The following is a 15,450-nucleotide window of genomic DNA, read 5'->3' as shown; positions in this document are numbered from 1 at the left end:
CCCTGACGCAGCTGCGTCAGGGGTGCTTTGGCTTATTTCACCGCCGGCTCCAGTCCGGCGGCCTTGAGCCGGGCGTCAAAGGCGCCGCCCCGGTAGGCGAACACCAGCAGCCGCACCTGGTCGTGGCTCAGGTCGATGACGTCGCCGTTGCCGGCGGGGTCGCTGCCGTCGCCCTGGATGACGCCGGCGTTCATCAGCGCCTCGATCACCGGCCGGAACTTGGCCGGAATGTCGCTGAGATGGGCATATCGAACCACGGTTTCCTCCTCCTCTTCCTCGTATCGGGGACGGACAGCCCCTGCCACCAGCCGCAGGGACCGGCTCCGCCGCATGACCATGCCGCCGTTTGCGTCGTTGCCCTCGGCGGTGTTGCCCTCGATGGCGGTGAGTGTCTCTGCCTCCGCGGTCTCCACGATGCCGCAGTGGTCCGTGGCAGCGCCGCCGGGGAAATCGTAGATCACCAGATCTCCGGGGCGGTAACCGCCGGTGACCCACAGCCCCGCGGCCTGGGCCGCCCGCATCATCGTCCCGCAGGAGGCGGTTTTGACCGGCAGCAACGCCGCAGCGTCCGCCTGGTGGAACAGCCACTGGAGAAACATCATGCACCAGGGCTGGCCGTTGAGTCCGAACCAGATGCCGTATTTCGTCTTGTTGGACCCGGCGGGGGACTCGCAGTAGCCGATCTCCCCCCGGGCCAGTTCCAGCACATCCTTACAGCTGGCCATCGTCCGCCGTCCAATCCACCGCGTCCTGGATCTTCTGGCTCTGGGTGCCGAAGTAGAAGGCGATGATCACCGCGTAGATGGTCATGAAGTCCTGGCTGATGGTGCCGGCCACCGCCATCCAGGCAAAGATCCCGGTGAGGGTCAGCGTCACCAGGGATTTCACCGACAGCAGCGCGGCCAGCCGTTTATAAATGGTTCTCTGCAATCAAAGGTCTCCTTCCTGGTTCAGGGCGGCGTCATAGACGATGCCGCCTCTGGTGTTCTCTGCTTTTGATTTGCTGAAATAGGCCCCCAGAACCACCGCCGCGGCCGCCTGGAGGGCGCCGATCAGGGCGGTGAGATAGGGCAGGCTCCCGGTGAACTGGCACCGGATCGACAGCCAGCAGAGATACAGTACAATATATGTGGCGCTGGCATCCACCGCCAGCAGCCCCAGAGCGATCAGCTTGGAGGCGGTCCACCGCTGCCCCGCCGGCCGCTCCAGCCGCTTTCCTCCCATGGCCCGCCCCCCTTTCTCAGGGAACGGGGCGGTGGAAGTCCTCCAGATCGCCGATCCGATGGTTGATGACCTTGATCTGCTCCTCCACCACCGGCAGCCGCCGGGCAAAGTTGTTGTGCTCCCGCACCTCCCGGGTCAGCTCCTCCATCCTGGCATCCGCCACCGCCTGGTGCTTGTTGTTGGAAATGATGACGCCCAGCAGCGTCAGGGCGCCGGTGACTAGGGCGGTCAGCAGACTTTCTGTCATGCCTCCGATGCCTCCGGTGCGCCCAGGTCCTCCCAGCCCGTTGGGTAGGCGTCGGGGGCCCAGGAGTTGCTGTCGATTTTGGACTTCCATACATGGCCGCCGTACAGACAGCATTCGCCGGTCTGGTACAGACCCCGGCTGCCCTGGGGGGCCTGATAGGGCTTTGCGGCGGCAGGGTCGGTTGTGTGGCAGATGTCCCAGAGGCTCACCGCCTGGTCCGGGGTCCAGTCGGGCTGGTCTGTGGCGTCATGCTGCTGCCACAGCTTGTACACCTGCCCCTGCCACTTATAGGGGGTGCCCACCGCCACGGCGGAGTAGTCCCGCTGGCGCCAAGTGGGGACCTGGTTCTCTCCGGCGATCAGGGCAGTGCCGTCGGCATCGCCGGAAACGGCCCTGGCAGCCAGAGCCGCGGCGTCGGCGGCGCCCCGGGTCCGCAGTTCCTCACGGGCCATGGTCACGATCTCAGCCATTGCTCTCCACTCCTTCCTCATAGGCCTGCTCCAGAGATTCCACCACGGCGGTGCCGCTGTCGGCCTTCAGCGCCTCGATCTGCTGCGCCTGGGCCGCAATGGTCTCATCCTTTTGGGCCGCCTGGGCCTGGGCGTCCGCCACCTGCTCCTCCAACGCCGCCACCTGGGCCTCATAGCCGGTCACGTCGCCCAGGTACTGGGACGCCACCTGCACCGTCACAGTGTAACTCTTGCTGCCATGATCGTAGGTGATGTCTACTACGGTGAAGCCGTAGCCCTCCGGCAGGCCCAGAACGCCCGTGATGTCCGTGCGCAGCAGCTCCACGGTGGGATGTTCCCAGCGGATGGCCTCGATGTCCGCCAGCTCTGCCAGACTCCGTTCGAACAGCACCCGGTACTGACCGTTGACCGGGCCCCGCGTGATATAGGCGGCGGTGACGCCATCGATCCGCCAGATCTCGCCAAAGTTGCTCAATGCTCTCGCCTCCTTTTAAATTGTCCCCGGAGAGGGGGGAAAAACGGACCGGGGACAAACTGGGCGGAAAACAGGAAAAAGTTGCACGAAACCGTGCAACTTTTTCTTCGGCGGCCGCCTGCCTGTATGAGAAAACAATATGTCCTCAATATAAAGACATATTGTAAATTTTATGTATTTGATTGAAAAACATTTGGAGGATTCGTCCATTGTAATCCCCCGAGGGCGGGCATATAATCAAAGCGAAAACGAGACAAGAGGAGGGGGACCCATGCTGACATTGGATATGGTGCGGGAGGCCCAGGAGGCCCTGCGGGGCATCGCCAGGCGCACACCTCTGGATCCGGCCCCGCGGCTGGGCGAGAACATTTACATCAAGGCGGAGAATTTGCAGCTGACCGGCGCGTTCAAGCTGCGGGGCGCCTACAACAAGATCCGCTCCCTGATCCCGGAGGAGGCGGCGCGGGGCGTGGTGGCCTGCTCCGCGGGCAACCATGCCCAGGGCATCGCCCTATCGGCCACCCGGCTGGGCATCAAGTCCGTGATTTGCATGCCCGCCGGGGCGCCCATCAGCAAAGTGGAGGCCACCCGGAACTACGGCGCCGAGGTGGTGCTGGTGCCCGGCGTCTACGACGACGCGGCGGCGGAGGCAGAGCGGATGGTCCGGGAGGAGGGCTACACCTTCGCCCATCCCTTCAACGACCCCCTGGTCATCGCCGGCCAGGGCACCATCGGCCTGGAGATCCTGGAGCAGCTGCCGGAGGTGGAGCAGATCGTGGTGCCCATCGGCGGCGGCGGGCTCATCAGCGGCATTGCCTTTGCGGTCAAGAGCCTCAGACCCGACTGCAGGATCGTGGGCGTCCAGGCGGCGGGGGCCGCCTCCATGTATCTCTCCCGCCACGCCGGCGGCCCCACGGAGCTGCGCAGCGTGTCCACCATCGCCGACGGCATCGCCGTGAAGAAGCCCGGCGATCTGACCTTCGCCCTGTGCCAGCAGTATGTGGATGAGATCGTCACCGTCAGCGAGGACGAGATCGCCTCCGCCATCCTGGCGTTGATGGAGGTGCAGAAGACCGTGGCCGAGGGCGCCGGCGCCACCAGCGTGGCGGCGGTGATGTTCGGCAAGGTGGATACCTCCAGCCGCAAGACCGTGTGCCTGGTCTCCGGCGGCAATGTGGATGTGACCACGCTGTCCCGGATCATCACCAAGGGCCTTTCCAAGGCCGGGCGCATCGCGGAGATCACCACCAAGGTGGTGGACAAGCCGGGCAGCCTCCTGCAGCTTTTGAAGGTGGTGGCCGACAGCGGCGCCAACATCCTCAGCATCGACCACTCCCGGGAGGACCAGCACTCCGACGTGGGCGCCTGCATGGTGTCCATGGTCCTGGAGACCCGGGACGCCGCCCATGTGGAGAAGATCCGCCAGCAGCTGACGGCTATGGGCTATCATCTGGACGACTGAAAGGAAAACGAAAACCGGGCGGACGCCATCGGCGTCCGCCCGGTTTTTGCGTGTTTTCAGTTGCCTGTCTCCAGGGAGATCTTGTTGAACATGGCAAGCAGGTCGTCCATGGAGGTGGCGGCCTTGTCGGCCCCGGCCCGGTCCAGGACCACCTGGCCCTGGCGCATCATGAGGATGCGGTCGCCGTACTCCGCGGCGTAGCGGAGATTGTGGGTCACCATCATGGCGGTCAGCTGCTTATCCCGCACCACCTTGTCTGTGAGGGCCATGATGACCTCGGCGGTCTTGGGGTCCAGGGCGGCGGTGTGTTCGTCCAGAATCAGAAAGCGCAGGGGGGTCATAGTGGCCATCAGCAGCGCCACCGCCTGCCGCTGGCCGCCGGAGAGGGCGCCCATGCGCACGTCCAGCTTATCCTCCAGCCCCAGGCCCAGGGAGGCCAGCTGGTCCCGGTAGTCCGCCACCCGGCGGCGGTTGACGCCCCGGCCCAGACCGAAGGGCTTTCCCTTGTTGTCCGCCAGGGACAGGTTCTCCAGCACCGTCAGGTTGGGGCAGGTGCCGGCGGAGGGGTCCTGATACACCCGGCCCATGGAGGCGTAGCGCTGGTAGTCCTTCAGCTTGGAGATGCTTTTGCCGTCCATGAGGACGTCGCCGCCCTCGATGCCGATGGACCCGCAGATGATGTTCAGCAGGGAGGTCTTGCCGCTGCCGTTGCTGCCCACGATGGAGACGAACTGGCCGTCCTCCACCGTCAGAGAGAAGCGGTCGAACAGCGTCTGCTCCGTGACGGTGCCGGGGTTGTAGATCTTGGTGATGTCACGCAGTTCAAGCATGGATGATCTCCTCTCCCTTCCGGCCGGAAACGACCAGCACCAGCAAAAACAGCACGGCGGTGACGAATTTCATCATATTGGCCGGGAACCAGCTGAGGCTCAGGGCCGTCTGGATGCACAGCTTGTAGAGCACGCTGCCCAGGATGACCGCCGTGGTCCCTGTGGGGGCGCCCAGCCACCGCAGGCCCTTATGTTTGCGCAGGGCCCGGGCCAGGGGGGAGTGCTCGTAGAAGCGGAAGAGGGAGATGCCGATGATGACGGCCGCCAGGCCGTACACCAGCTGGCCGGTGCCCATGGTGGAGGAGAAGCTCCGCAGCTCGTGGCACACCACGCACCCGCCCAGAGCCACCAGGGCGTTGGCGATCACCAGGCCCAGGATCTTCACCCGGCCCCGGTCCTTGGCCAGGGCGGTGACCAGGGAGGCGTTGTCGCCCACGGCCCGCAGCAGCAGGCCGGACTTGGTCTTGAAATACAGGTCCAGGGCGATTTTCACCACCAGCACCAGCACTGCGGACACCACCAGCTTCCGCCCCGTCAGGGTCAGTCCGCCCAGCAGCGCCATGGTGGGCCCGGCGGAGAAGATGGTGTCCACCGCCCGCTCCACCGTCAGGTTGGACCCGGCGATCTGGAGGTTGATGGAGAACAGGGCCGTCATGGTGATGATGCCGGCCAGGAGGTTGCGCACCCGCAGCCGTACATGGATGAGGCCCGTGACCAGGCCCGCCAGAGCTCCGGCCGCCATGGCCAGGGGCAGCGTCAGATAGGGGTCCACGCCCTTTGTCAGCAGCACGGCGGTGACGGCGGCCCCAAGGGGGAAGGTGCCGTCCACGCCCAGGTCGGGGAAGTCCAGAATGGAGTAGGTGATGTAGACGCCGAAGGACACCAGGGTGTAGATCAGGCCCTGGATCAGGGCGCCTGCCAAGAGGTCCGCGATGTTCATGGAAGTGTGCCTCCTCGGTTTGTCCGCCTCAGCGGACGGTGTTGCGGATGGAGCCGATGCCGGAGACGGCGCACTCCACCACGTCTCCCGCCTCCAGGAACCTGGGCGGGTCGAAGCCCATGCCCACGCCGGCAGGGGTGCCGGTGGCGATGATGGTGGCCGGCAGCAGCGTCATGCCGGCGCTCAGCTCCTCCAGCACGTCCTGGATGGGGGTGAGGAACAGGGACGTGTTGGACTTTTGCCGGACCTCGCCGTTGACCGTGGAGGAGATGTCCAGCGCCGGGGGGAAGGGGATCTCGTCGGCGGTGACGATCCAGGGCCCCATAGGGGTGAAGCCGTCCAGACCCTTGCCGAAGTACCACTGCTTGTGGCCGGTCTGCAGGTCCCGGGCGGAGACGTCGTTGACGATGGTGTAGCCGAAGATATAGTCGGCGGCCTCGCCGGCCTTCACGTTCCGGGCGGTTTTGCCCAGGATCACCGCCAGCTCGCTCTCGTAGTCCAGCCGCTCCACCAGTCCCGCGTGGCGGGGGATGTCGCCGCCGGGGGCCACGGCCTCCGTCACCCGCTTGGAGAAGTACACCGCCACGGGCTTCTGCTTTTCAAAGGCGCCGGCGTCGTAGCGGGCGGCCTCCTCCAGATGGTCCCGGTAGTTCATGCCCAGGCAGATGATATCCTGCCGGGGCCGGGGGATGGGAGCGAGCAGCTCCGCCCGCTCCAGCGGCACAGACGCGCCGCCGCGCTCCGCCGCGTCGGCGGCGGAGCGCAGGTCGGAGAGGGAGGCGGTTTCGATCAGGGTGTTCATGTCCGCATAGGGCAGGGGCAGGAGGGATGTTCCGTCCGCGGACAGGGCGCCCACGATCTCCTTGCCGTCCAGACGGCAGGTCAGCAGCTTCATGATAAGAGCCTCCTTAAAAATGAATCATCCAGTTTCCGGGAGCGGGCTCAGGCCGCGGCCTCCACCGCCGTCTGGGCCAGCTCCTCGGGCACGGCGATGCCCATGGCGTCCAGGGCCTCGCTGTTGATATACAGGTCGTAGTCCTCGATGATCTCATAGGGCAGGTCCTCGCAGGTGGCCTCGCCGGTGAGGACCTTGGCGGCCATGAGGCCCGTCTGGATGCCCAGCTTCACATAGTCCAGGCCCGCGCCGGCCACGCACCCCAGCTTCACCTGCTCCACCTCGGAGCCGTAGACGGGGATGCCGGCCTCGTTGGTCTTTTCCAGGATGGCGGGCAGCACGCCCACCACGGTGTTGTCGGTCAGGTTGGACAGGCAGTCCACGCCACGGGAGATCAGAGTGTCCACCGCCTGGGTGACCTCGGACTGGGCGGTGACGCCCACGGACTCGATGGCAAAGCCGTAGTCGGCGGCCAGTTCCTCATACACGCCGATGGAGTACACGGAGTTGGCCTCGCTGGTCATATAGACGATGCCGATGGTCTTGGCGTGGGGCTGCAGCTCCCGGATCAGCTCCAGCTGGCCGGCCACCGGCAGCACGTCGGAGGTGCCGGTGATGTTGCCGGCGTCCAGGTGGGCGCCCACGGGGTCGGTGATGGCGGTGAAGATCACGGGGATGTTTTTGTCCTCGGCGGCGGCGTAGCAGGCCACGGCGGAGGGGGTGGCGATGCCCACCATCAGGTCCACGCCCTCGGCGGAGAAGGTCTGGCCGATCTGGGTGGCGATGGAGTCGTCAAATCCGGCGTTCTCATAGTGGATCTCAAAATCGGTGCCCTCCACCAGGCCCGCCTGCTCCAGACCCTGGAGGAAGCCCTCCCGGCAGTTGTCCAGGGAGCCGTGCTCGCCGTACTGGGAAATGCCGATCTTGTACATCGTGGCTTCGCCCTCGCCGGAGCCGTCGCCCTCGGCGGCGGTGTCGTCACTGGCGCCGCCGCAGGCGGCCAGGGACAGGGTCATGGTCAGGGCCAGCAGGGCCGCGAAAAACTTCTTGAACGGTTTCATGGTCAATTCTCCTTATCAATTTTCATATATGGCCGATCGTTGATGTGCGGTCCCGTCATACCGGGACGGCACGGGTTCAGATGCGCCGCAGGCGCCATCGTCTCGTGTCTTTCTTCATGGTGAGAACTCCTTTCCGGGGGGCGGCGGTCCGGGACGGGCAAACAAAAAAGCCCTGCCCCATCATTGGGACAAGACTTGCATCCTGCGGTACCACCCAAGTTGGCGCATGGCGCCCCCTCTCTCCGCGTACTTCATACGCGCCGCCATGGTAACGGGTGCGGGTCCCGTCAGTCGCTACTGAGGATCAAAGGACCCCGTTCGCTCTGCCCTCGCAAGTCCATTCGCCGGAGTGTCCGCCGCCGTGATCCCACCATCCACGGCTCTCTGAAAGGGGACTGGACCGGGTACTTCTCTTGCTCACAGGTTTCACTGGATTGTCTGCATTATACGCAGGGGACGCCTGTCTTGTCAAGGGGCAAAATCCACAAATTACATCAGCGCAGTAAAGGAATAAACTGTTTGGCTCGGGGGACCGGAGCGCACGGAGTCCTTTGATCAAAGAAGCCCGGAGGGAAGTGAATTCCCTCCGGATCAGAATTTTCAAAAAAGCGGATTTTCCACTTTTTTGAAAAGTTTCACCCCACTGCGCGCAGGATTTGCACACCTTTGGCGCACAAATCCCACACTTGTGGGGCGAGAGGTGTTTTCGTCCACGTACATGCCGCGGCCGAAAACAGATTTTACTGAATTCGAACCTCCCGATGCGAACTCTGTGAGACTGTTTTGAAAAAATGAGCCCGGAGGGAAGTGAATTCCCTCCGGGCCAAGGCTTTTCCTGCGGAAAACCGCTTAACGCGCGGACGCGCGCCCCGCTGTACGGGGCCCCGGGTCAGCGGCGTCAGGACAGCAGCATCTTGTCGTCGGCTTCGTCGCTGCCGCTGACCTTGCTGAACAGCTCCAGCAGCTGGGGCACCGTCAGCTTTTTCTTCTCCTCGCCGGACACGTCGATGACGATGTGTCCCTCGTACATCATGATGAGCCGGTTGCCGTGGGCGATGGCGTCCTTCATATTGTGGGTCACCATCATGGTGGTCAGGTGGTTCTCCTCCACGATCCGGTCGGAGAGTTCCAGCACCTTGGCGGCAGTCTTGGGATCCAGGGCGGCGGTGTGCTCGTCCAGCAGCAACAGCTTCGGCCGCTTCAATGCGGCCATCAGCAGCGTCAGCGCCTGGCGCTGGCCGCCGGAGAGAAGGCCCACCTTGCTGGTGAGCCGGTCCTCCAGACCCAGGTCCAGGTCCCGCAGCAGCTCCCGGTAGTCGGCCCGTTCCGTCTTGGTGATGCCCCAGCGCAGGCCGCGGCGCTGCCCGCGGCGGGCCGCCAGAGCCAGGTTTTCCTCAATCTGCATGGTGGGGGCAGTGCCCATCATGGGGTCCTGAAACACCCGGCCGATGAACTTGGCCCGCTTGAATTCCGGCAGGTGGGTCACGTCGGTGCCGCCGATGAGGATCTGGCCGGCGTCCACGGCCCAGGTGCCCGCCACGGCATTGAGCATGGTGGACTTGCCGGCGCCGTTGCCGCCGATGACGGTGACGAAGTCTCCGTCATTGAGCGTCAGGTTCAGCCCCGCCAGGGCCCGCTTTTCATTGACCGTACCGGCGTTGAAGGTCTTGTAGATGTTTTTCAGTTCAAGCATGGCCGTTTCCTCCCGTTTGCACACCGGTGCGGACGTTGGCGTGAATGTACTTGCCCTTCCAATAGGGAATGGACAGGAAGACGGCCACCACCACTGCGGAGAGCAGCTTCAGATAGTTGGCGTTGAGGCCCATGGCCAGCACCGCCTGAATGACGATGTAATACAAAATAGCGCCAATGGACACCGCCAGCAGCTTCAGTGCAAAGTTGTGGAAGACCTTGGAGAAGGCCACCTCGCCGATAATGACGGCGGCCAGGCCGATGACGATGGCGCCGCGGCCCATGTTGATCTCGCTGGCGCTGTTGTACTGGGCCAGCAGGGCGCCGGACAGGGCCACCAGGCCGTTGGAGATCATCAATCCCAGGACCTTGGTGAAGTCAGTGCTGATGCCCTGGGCCCGGGCCATGTTCTGATTGGAACCGGTGGCCCGCAGGGATGCGCCCAGCTCCGTGCCGAAGAACCAGTACAGCAGGGCGATCAAAACCACCGTCAAAAGACCGACTACCAGAATGGGGTGACGGTAGAAGGGGCGGGTGCCGTTGGAGGCGTCCTGCACGAAGCGAAGAGACACCAGCAGGCCGTCCAGCATATCAGCCTGTGTGACATTGATGGCCACCGTGGCCTTCATGTCCATAATGGCCATATTGATGGACCACAGGCCCAGCTGGGTCAGAATGCCGGCGAGGATGGCGGGGATGCCGCAGAAGGTGTGCAGCAGTCCTGTGACCAGGCCGGCCGCCATGCCTGCCAGAATGGATACCAGCATGGCCAGCCACAGGTTGGTGCCGGTGGTGTAGAGCATGACGAAGGCGGCGGCGCCGGTGCAGAAGGAGCCGTCCACCGTCAGGTCTGCAATGTCCAGGATCTTGTAGGTGATGTAGACGCCGATGGCCATAATGCCCCAGATCAGGCCCTGGGACACGGCGCCCGGCAGCGCGTTGACAAAATTCAGCATATGGATGCGTTCCCCCAGTCGAAAGTCGGTAAGGTTTATTCGTATAGCGGGAAACAGCGGAAAAGGAGATCCCTTTTCCGCTGTCCGCTTAAAAATCGGGAGGGAGTTACTCGATGACGATTGCCTCGTAGCCCTCGGGAACAGTCAGACCCAGGTCGGCGCAGATGGTTTCGTTGTATTTCTTGGTGAACTGGGGGGCGTACTCAATGGGCATCTCGGACACGTCGGCCTCGCCGGTGAGGATCTTCACAGCCATCTCGCCGGTGGTATAGCCCAGATCATAGTAGCTGATGGACAAGGTGGCCACGCCGCAGCCGCCGCAGATACCTTCCTCGCCGCAGATGATGGGGACGCCGGCGGGACGGCAGATGTTGTCGATGACGCCGGTGTTGTTGGCGCAGGTATTATCCGTGGGGACATAGAGCACGTCGCTGTTGTCGGCGGCCTGCTGGGTGACGGAGGCCATGTCGTTGGTGTCGGAGAAGGAGTACTGGGTGCAGGTATAGCCCAGCTCCTCCAGATAGGCCTGGACGTTGTCCACCTGATACTGGCTGTTGGGTTCGGCGGAGCAGTACAGCAGACCCACGGTCTTGGCGTCGGGGAACCACTCCTTCACCATGGCGGCCTGCTGGTCCAGCGGCGCCAGGTCGGAGGTGCCGGAGACGTTGGTGCCCACGGTGCCGGTGAAGCCGTCGATGCCCAGGGCCACACCGTACTCAGTGACGGAGGTGCCCAGCACCGGGATGGTGGCGGTGGCGGCGGCAGCGGTCTGCAGCGGCGCGGTGGCGTTGGCCAGGATCAGATCCACATTGGCGGAGACGAACCCGTTGATGATGGTGCCGCAGGTGGGGCTGTCGCCGGCGGCGTTCTGGTTATCGATGTTGACGTTTTCAGCGCCCAGAGCTTCCGTCACAGCGTCGATGAAGCCCTCGGTGGCGGCGTCCAGAGCGGGGTGGGGCGCCAGCTGGCAGATGCCGATGTTGTAGACCTGGCCGGAGGCTTCAGTGGTTTCGGCGGCTTCGTCCTCGGCAGCTTCCGTATCGGTGGAGGCGGTGTCGCCGCCGCAGGCGGCCAGGCTCAGCGCCATCAGGGCGGCGAGCGTCAGGGCAAGCAGTTTCTTTTTCATCACAATTCTCCTTTTCTACAATGGGATCGCAGAGACAATTATAAAAAGCGGCTCCGTCCCGGTAGGAACAGAGCCGCCTCTCATACGATGATAGGGAAGCGCATTTTCTGTTTCAGCCGGCCGGAGAGATCTGGGCGTGGTAATAGCGGCCCGCGTAGCGGGCCTTCATAAAGGAGAAATGAGCGTTGGCCTGGACGGTAAAGCGAACGGTACGACCCATGGCGGACTCCTCTCTGCCTTTCGGCTGCCTCAAATTACTTTTTCAATATATAGCTTTAAAGGGATAAAGTCAACCGTCATTTTTTACAAAAACAGGCGCCGCCTTTTTTGAAATGATCGCTTTTTGCCGGAATGGCGGCAGAGCGGCGCGCCGCGCGCTTTTGCGTTTGTGGGAAGCCGTTTGACAGCTGCCCGGTATAACAGAGCGCGAAAATTTGCCCCGTTGACTTTTGCGGGAGGCGGTGCTATATTGGGAAAGTATTTTTGGAAACGCTTTGGTCAGCGGTCCGCGGCGATGCCGCGGGGCCACAATCGAACACACAGCGACACCGTGGATCGCAGCTGAACGTCCCGAAAAGGCCGGGACTTTTCGCCGCAAAAGGGTCCAGTGGTGCCGCTTTTTTTGTGGAGAGCTCCGGCAGAAATACGGGCATGATAGGAAAAAGGAAAGGTGAGGTGAGCGGTGTGACCACCAAGTTTGTATTTGTCACCGGCGGCGTGGTGTCCGGCCTGGGCAAGGGGATCTGCGCGGCGTCCCTGGGACGGCTTTTGAAGCAGCGGGGCGTCCGGGTGCGCAATCAGAAGTTCGACCCCTATATCAATGTGGACCCCGGGACCATGAGCCCCTATCAGCACGGGGAGGTGTTCGTCACCGAGGACGGCGCCGAGACGGATCTGGACCTGGGTCACTACGAGCGGTTCGTGGACGAGGACCTGACCGGCAACAGCTCCGTGTCCTCCGGCAAGATCTACTGGTCCGTGCTGAACCGGGAGCGCCGGGGCGACTACCTGGGCGCCACGGTGCAGATCATCCCCCACATCACCGACGAGATCAAAAACCGCATCTACTCCATGGCCGGGGAGGATGTGGACGTGGTCATCACCGAGATCGGCGGCACCGTGGGCGACATTGAGTCCCAGCCCTTTCTGGAGGCCATCCGCCAGGTGGCCGTGGAGCGGCCCCGGGGCGACGTGGTGTTCATCCATGTGCCCCTGATCGTCCAGATCCCCGGCTCCGGGGAGCTCAAGAGCAAGCCCACCCAGCACTCCGTGAAGGAGCTTTTGTCTCTGGGCATCCAGCCGGACATCCTGGTGTGCCGGTGCGACGCCCCCATCACCGAGGACATCCGCCGGAAGATCGCCCTGTTCTGCAACGTGGAGCCGGACTGCGTCATCCAGAACACCACCGCCCGGACCCTCTACGAGGTGCCCCTGCTGATGGCGAAGGAGGGCCTGGACGATGTGGTCTGCCGGAAGCTGGGCCTCATCACCCACCAGCCGGACCTGCGGGAGTGGAAGGCCATGGTAAAGCGGGAGCTGGCGGCGGAGCGCCATGTGACCATCGCCCTGGTGGGCAAGTACACCCAGCTCCACGACGCCTACCTCTCCGTGGTGGAGTCCCTGCACCACGCCGGCACCGCCAACGACGCGGTGGTGGACATCCGGTGGGTGGACTCCGAGACCGTCACCGATGAAAACGCGGCCCAGGTCCTCTCCGGCTGCGCCGGGGTGCTGGTGCCCGGGGGCTTCGGCGACCGGGGCATCGAGGGCATGATCGCCGCCTGCCGCTACGCCCGGGAGAATATGGTGCCGTACTTCGGCATCTGCCTGGGGATGCAGATGGCAGTGGTGGAGTTTGCCCGCCATGTGATGGGCCTGGAGGACGCCAACTCCTCCGAGTTCGCCGCCACCAGGCACCCGGTCATCGACCTGATGCCGGATCAGGTGCATATCACCGACAAGGGCGGCACCATGCGCCTGGGGCGGTATCCCTGCCGCCTGACAGAGGGCAGCCGGAGCCGGGCGCTGTACGGCGCGGCGGAGATCTCCGAGCGTCACCGCCACCGCTATGAGTTCAACAACGACTACCGCGCCGCCGCCCGGTCCGCAGGCCTGACTCTGGCGGGCCTGTCCCCCGATGAGAGGCTGGTGGAGATCGTGGAGCTGGAGGACCATCCCTGGTTTGTGGGCGCCCAGTTCCACCCGGAGTTCAAGAGCCGCCCCGACCGTCCGCATCCGCTGTTTTACGGGTTCGTGAAGGCGGCGCTGGAGCAGGGCGCAGAAGAGAGATAAGCACAGAGGGGCGGCTCTCACGCCATCTCCGCCGGTTGCCGCGACAGCGGCGAGGCGGAGGGCGATGCCCTGCGGTCGCCCCCGAAGGGAGCGATCCGCCCCGACCGTCCGCATCCGCTGTTTTACGGGTTCGTGAAGGCGGCGCTGGAGCAGGGCGCAGAAGAGAGATAAGCACAGAGGGGCGGCTCTCACGCCATCTCCGCCGGTTGCCGCGACAGCGGCGAGGCGGAGGGCGATGCCCTGCGGGCAGATCCGTTCGGATTCCTTTGATGGCTTCGGAAAGACCGCCCCGGCGCGGGCGGACATATACAAATAAGGAGGAACGTCAGTGAACCACTTTCAGAAGATCGCGGCCCGATTGGAGGCCGCGGGCCTGGACGCCATGCTGCTGACCGGCGAGGCCAACCGCTTTTACGCGGCCGGCTTCCACTCCGCAGGCACCGACGGCGTGGCCCTGGTGACAAAGCATCGCGCCTGGTATTTCACCGATGCGCGGTACATTGAGGCCGCCGGACGCTACGTCCAGGGGGCGGAGATTCGGGAGACGGGGCCCGGCCGGAACTATGCTGTGCTGCTGGAGGAGGTGCTCCGGGAGCAGGCGGTCAGCCGCCTGGGCTTTGAGGACGCCTATATGACCGTGCAGGAGTGGGAGCGCTACCGCAAGGCTCTGCCCTGCGATCTGATCCCCGCTTCAGAGCTGCTGTGGGACCTGCGGCGCACCAAGGACAGCGAGGAGCTGGAGGCCATGGTAGCAGCCCAGCGGATCGCCGAGCGGGCGCTGGAGGACATCCTGGGCGAGATTCGCCCGGGCATGACGGAGAAGGAGGTGGCCGCCCGGCTCCAGTACCGGATGCTCCACTACGGGGCGGAGAATATGTCCTTTGATCCCATCGTGGTATCCGGCCCCAACAGCAGCCTTCCCCACGGCGTGCCCTCAGAGCGGGAGATCGGACGGGGAGAGTTCGTCACCATGGACTTCGGCTGTATCTATCACGGCTACTGCTCCGACATGACCCGCACGGTGGCCGTGGGCTTTGCCACCGAGGAGATGCAGCAGGTCTACCAGACGGTGCTTGCCGCACAGGCCGCCGGCATCGCCGCTGCCCGGGCCGGAGTGACCGGCCGGGAGGTGGATGGCGCCGCCCGGGCCGTCATCACCGCCGCCGGCTACGGGGACTATTTCACCCACAGCTTCGGTCATGGGGTGGGCGTGGAGATCCATGAGAGCCCCAGCGCCTCGCCGCTCAACGACCAGCCTCTGCCCGCCGGTGCTGTGATCTCTGCGGAGCCGGGGATCTATCTGCCGGGCCGCATGGGCGTGCGGATCGAGGACGTGATCCTCCTGACGGAGGAGGGCTGCCGGAACCTGACCAAGGCGCCCAAAGAGCTGATGATTCTGTGATCTGCGGGAAAAGGAGGAGCCCATATGTCTGCATACATCGGCGCAGGAGAAGAACAGATCTCCGCGGACGCCATTTTGGTGGAATTTGCCGCGGAGGCGAAAAAGGACGATCCGTCCAGTCCCGAGGCCCGGGCCCTGGTGCTGCGCTGGCAGGACCACATCGCCCGGTTCCACGGCAGCTGCGACACGGAAAAGCTGCGCCGTCTGGCGTATCTCTACGGCGCGGACGACCGCTTCGCCGAGCATCTGGACAGCTTCGGAGACGGCACCGCCCACTTTATGGGAGAGGCCATCGAGGCCTACCTGGAGACCTTGTGACAGATGCCGCCCGGGGAGGCCCCGGGCGGCATTTTTCTGGCTGGGCTGACGGTTGACAAA

At 64.2% G+C, this 15,450-nt stretch carries 17 protein-coding genes and 1 other annotated feature; of the genes, 4 read left to right on the top strand and 13 right to left on the bottom strand.

What is annotated here, in order from left to right:
* Positions 1 to 32 precede the first annotated feature (32 nt).
* The 6 genes from ACVDHE_RS04185 to ACVDHE_RS04160 are packed head-to-tail and all read right to left on the bottom strand — an operon-like array spanning position 33 to position 2,416.
* Positions 33 to 725: a CHAP domain-containing protein gene (locus tag ACVDHE_RS04185; protein ID WP_458885702.1), complete on the bottom strand. Its 693-nt coding sequence runs from the start codon at positions 723 to 725 to the stop codon at positions 33 to 35.
* On the bottom strand, positions 712 to 930 hold the full coding sequence (locus ACVDHE_RS04180; protein WP_249539203.1) for a hypothetical protein: 219 nt from the start codon (positions 928 to 930) through the stop codon (positions 712 to 714). Before ACVDHE_RS04180 ends, ACVDHE_RS04185 begins: the two co-directional genes overlap by 14 nt.
* Positions 931 to 1,224, bottom strand: a complete 294-nt coding sequence (locus tag ACVDHE_RS04175) for a hypothetical protein (protein ID WP_213036970.1) — start codon at positions 1,222 to 1,224, stop codon at positions 931 to 933.
* Between the two features lie 16 nt (positions 1,225 to 1,240).
* Positions 1,241 to 1,471 (bottom strand): hypothetical protein, encoded by a 231-nt coding sequence (locus ACVDHE_RS04170; RefSeq protein WP_213036969.1) that lies wholly within the window; start codon positions 1,469 to 1,471, stop codon positions 1,241 to 1,243.
* Entirely contained in the window at positions 1,468 to 1,941 is a 474-nt protein-coding gene (locus ACVDHE_RS04165) for a hypothetical protein (RefSeq protein WP_458885701.1), read from the bottom strand. Before ACVDHE_RS04165 ends, ACVDHE_RS04170 begins: the two co-directional genes overlap by 4 nt.
* On the bottom strand, positions 1,934 to 2,416 hold the full coding sequence (locus tag ACVDHE_RS04160; protein ID WP_325226074.1) for a hypothetical protein: 483 nt from the start codon (positions 2,414 to 2,416) through the stop codon (positions 1,934 to 1,936). Before ACVDHE_RS04160 ends, ACVDHE_RS04165 begins: the two co-directional genes overlap by 8 nt.
* Before the next feature lie 271 nt (positions 2,417 to 2,687).
* Here ACVDHE_RS04160 and ilvA point away from each other — a divergent pair, with 271 nt between their 5' ends.
* A complete protein-coding gene (gene ilvA, locus ACVDHE_RS04155) occupies positions 2,688 to 3,878 on the top strand; it encodes a threonine ammonia-lyase (RefSeq protein WP_458885700.1) in 1,191 nt (396 codons plus the stop codon).
* Positions 3,879 to 3,934: 56 nt separating this feature from the next.
* On the opposite strand, the gene ACVDHE_RS04150 is transcribed toward ilvA, so the two are convergent.
* The 7 genes from ACVDHE_RS04150 to ACVDHE_RS04120 form a co-directional block, all read right to left on the bottom strand.
* Positions 3,935 to 4,708 carry an ABC transporter ATP-binding protein gene (locus ACVDHE_RS04150; RefSeq protein ID WP_458885699.1) on the bottom strand — a complete coding sequence of 258 codons (774 nt, stop codon included), beginning with the start codon at positions 4,706 to 4,708 and terminating at the stop codon, positions 3,935 to 3,937.
* Positions 4,701 to 5,648 (bottom strand): ABC transporter permease, encoded by a 948-nt coding sequence (locus ACVDHE_RS04145; protein ID WP_458885698.1) that lies wholly within the window; start codon positions 5,646 to 5,648, stop codon positions 4,701 to 4,703. Before ACVDHE_RS04145 ends, ACVDHE_RS04150 begins: the two co-directional genes overlap by 8 nt.
* Positions 5,649 to 5,676: 28 nt before the next feature.
* The gene (locus tag ACVDHE_RS04140; RefSeq protein ID WP_458885697.1) at positions 5,677 to 6,543 is read right to left on the bottom strand and encodes a fumarylacetoacetate hydrolase family protein; all 867 of its coding nucleotides are present in this window, start codon (positions 6,541 to 6,543) and stop codon (positions 5,677 to 5,679) included.
* 47 nt (positions 6,544 to 6,590) lie between these two features.
* A complete protein-coding gene (locus ACVDHE_RS04135) occupies positions 6,591 to 7,604 on the bottom strand; it encodes an ABC transporter substrate-binding protein (protein WP_458885696.1) in 1,014 nt (337 codons plus the stop codon).
* Between the two features lie 181 nt (positions 7,605 to 7,785).
* Positions 7,786 to 8,034 (bottom strand) — a binding site (T-box leader).
* Between the two features lie 468 nt (positions 8,035 to 8,502).
* Complete coding sequence (locus tag ACVDHE_RS04130; protein ID WP_213036962.1) at positions 8,503 to 9,297, bottom strand: ABC transporter ATP-binding protein; 795 nt, start codon at positions 9,295 to 9,297, stop codon at positions 8,503 to 8,505.
* Positions 9,290 to 10,252, bottom strand: a complete 963-nt coding sequence (locus ACVDHE_RS04125) for an ABC transporter permease (protein WP_213036961.1) — start codon at positions 10,250 to 10,252, stop codon at positions 9,290 to 9,292. The genes ACVDHE_RS04130 and ACVDHE_RS04125 overlap by 8 nt, the downstream gene beginning before the upstream one ends.
* Positions 10,253 to 10,358: 106 nt before the next feature.
* Positions 10,359 to 11,378 carry an ABC transporter substrate-binding protein gene (locus tag ACVDHE_RS04120; protein ID WP_458885695.1) on the bottom strand — a complete coding sequence of 340 codons (1,020 nt, stop codon included), beginning with the start codon at positions 11,376 to 11,378 and terminating at the stop codon, positions 10,359 to 10,361.
* A gap of 684 nt (positions 11,379 to 12,062) precedes the next feature.
* Between ACVDHE_RS04120 and ACVDHE_RS04115 the strand changes: the two genes are divergently transcribed.
* The 3 genes from ACVDHE_RS04115 (at position 12,063) to ACVDHE_RS04105 (ending at position 15,390) form a co-directional block, all read left to right on the top strand.
* The gene (locus tag ACVDHE_RS04115) at positions 12,063 to 13,670 is read left to right on the top strand and encodes a CTP synthase (protein ID WP_418726148.1); all 1,608 of its coding nucleotides are present in this window, start codon (positions 12,063 to 12,065) and stop codon (positions 13,668 to 13,670) included.
* A 328-nt stretch (positions 13,671 to 13,998) separates the two neighbouring features.
* Positions 13,999 to 15,072, top strand: coding sequence for a M24 family metallopeptidase (locus ACVDHE_RS04110; RefSeq protein WP_458885694.1), 1,074 nt, complete (start codon positions 13,999 to 14,001; stop codon positions 15,070 to 15,072).
* Between the two features lie 24 nt (positions 15,073 to 15,096).
* Positions 15,097 to 15,390, top strand: a complete 294-nt coding sequence (locus ACVDHE_RS04105; protein ID WP_213036957.1) for a TipAS antibiotic-recognition domain-containing protein — start codon at positions 15,097 to 15,099, stop codon at positions 15,388 to 15,390.
* Positions 15,391 to 15,450: the final 60 nt, after the last annotated feature.

This window comes from Dysosmobacter sp. Phy, assembly GCF_054476235.1.
Note: the sequence above shows the minus strand (reverse complement) of the source record. Positions and strands in the feature narration are given on the sequence as shown.

Excerpts from the sequence above, each read along its gene's own strand:
- ACVDHE_RS04185 (WP_458885702.1), bottom strand. The coding sequence starts at position 725 with ATGGCCAGCTGTAAGGATGTGCTGGAACTGGCCCGGGGGGAGATCGGC.
- ACVDHE_RS04175 (WP_213036970.1), bottom strand. The coding sequence starts at position 1,224 with ATGGGAGGAAAGCGGCTGGAGCGGCCGGCGGGGCAGCGGTGGACCGCC.
- ACVDHE_RS04170 (WP_213036969.1), bottom strand. The coding sequence starts at position 1,471 with ATGACAGAAAGTCTGCTGACCGCCCTAGTCACCGGCGCCCTGACGCTG.
- ACVDHE_RS04165 (WP_458885701.1), bottom strand. The coding sequence starts at position 1,941 with ATGGCTGAGATCGTGACCATGGCCCGTGAGGAACTGCGGACCCGGGGC.
- ilvA (WP_458885700.1), top strand. The coding sequence starts at position 2,688 with ATGCTGACATTGGATATGGTGCGGGAGGCCCAGGAGGCCCTGCGGGGC.
- ACVDHE_RS04150 (WP_458885699.1), bottom strand. The coding sequence starts at position 4,708 with ATGCTTGAACTGCGTGACATCACCAAGATCTACAACCCCGGCACCGTC.
- ACVDHE_RS04145 (WP_458885698.1), bottom strand. The coding sequence starts at position 5,648 with ATGAACATCGCGGACCTCTTGGCAGGCGCCCTGATCCAGGGCCTGATC.
- ACVDHE_RS04140 (WP_458885697.1), bottom strand. The coding sequence starts at position 6,543 with ATGAAGCTGCTGACCTGCCGTCTGGACGGCAAGGAGATCGTGGGCGCC.
- ACVDHE_RS04135 (WP_458885696.1), bottom strand. The coding sequence starts at position 7,604 with ATGAAACCGTTCAAGAAGTTTTTCGCGGCCCTGCTGGCCCTGACCATG.
- ACVDHE_RS04130 (WP_213036962.1), bottom strand. The coding sequence starts at position 9,297 with ATGCTTGAACTGAAAAACATCTACAAGACCTTCAACGCCGGTACGGTC.
- ACVDHE_RS04125 (WP_213036961.1), bottom strand. The coding sequence starts at position 10,252 with ATGCTGAATTTTGTCAACGCGCTGCCGGGCGCCGTGTCCCAGGGCCTG.
- ACVDHE_RS04120 (WP_458885695.1), bottom strand. The coding sequence starts at position 11,378 with ATGAAAAAGAAACTGCTTGCCCTGACGCTCGCCGCCCTGATGGCGCTG.
- ACVDHE_RS04105 (WP_213036957.1), top strand. The coding sequence starts at position 15,097 with ATGTCTGCATACATCGGCGCAGGAGAAGAACAGATCTCCGCGGACGCC.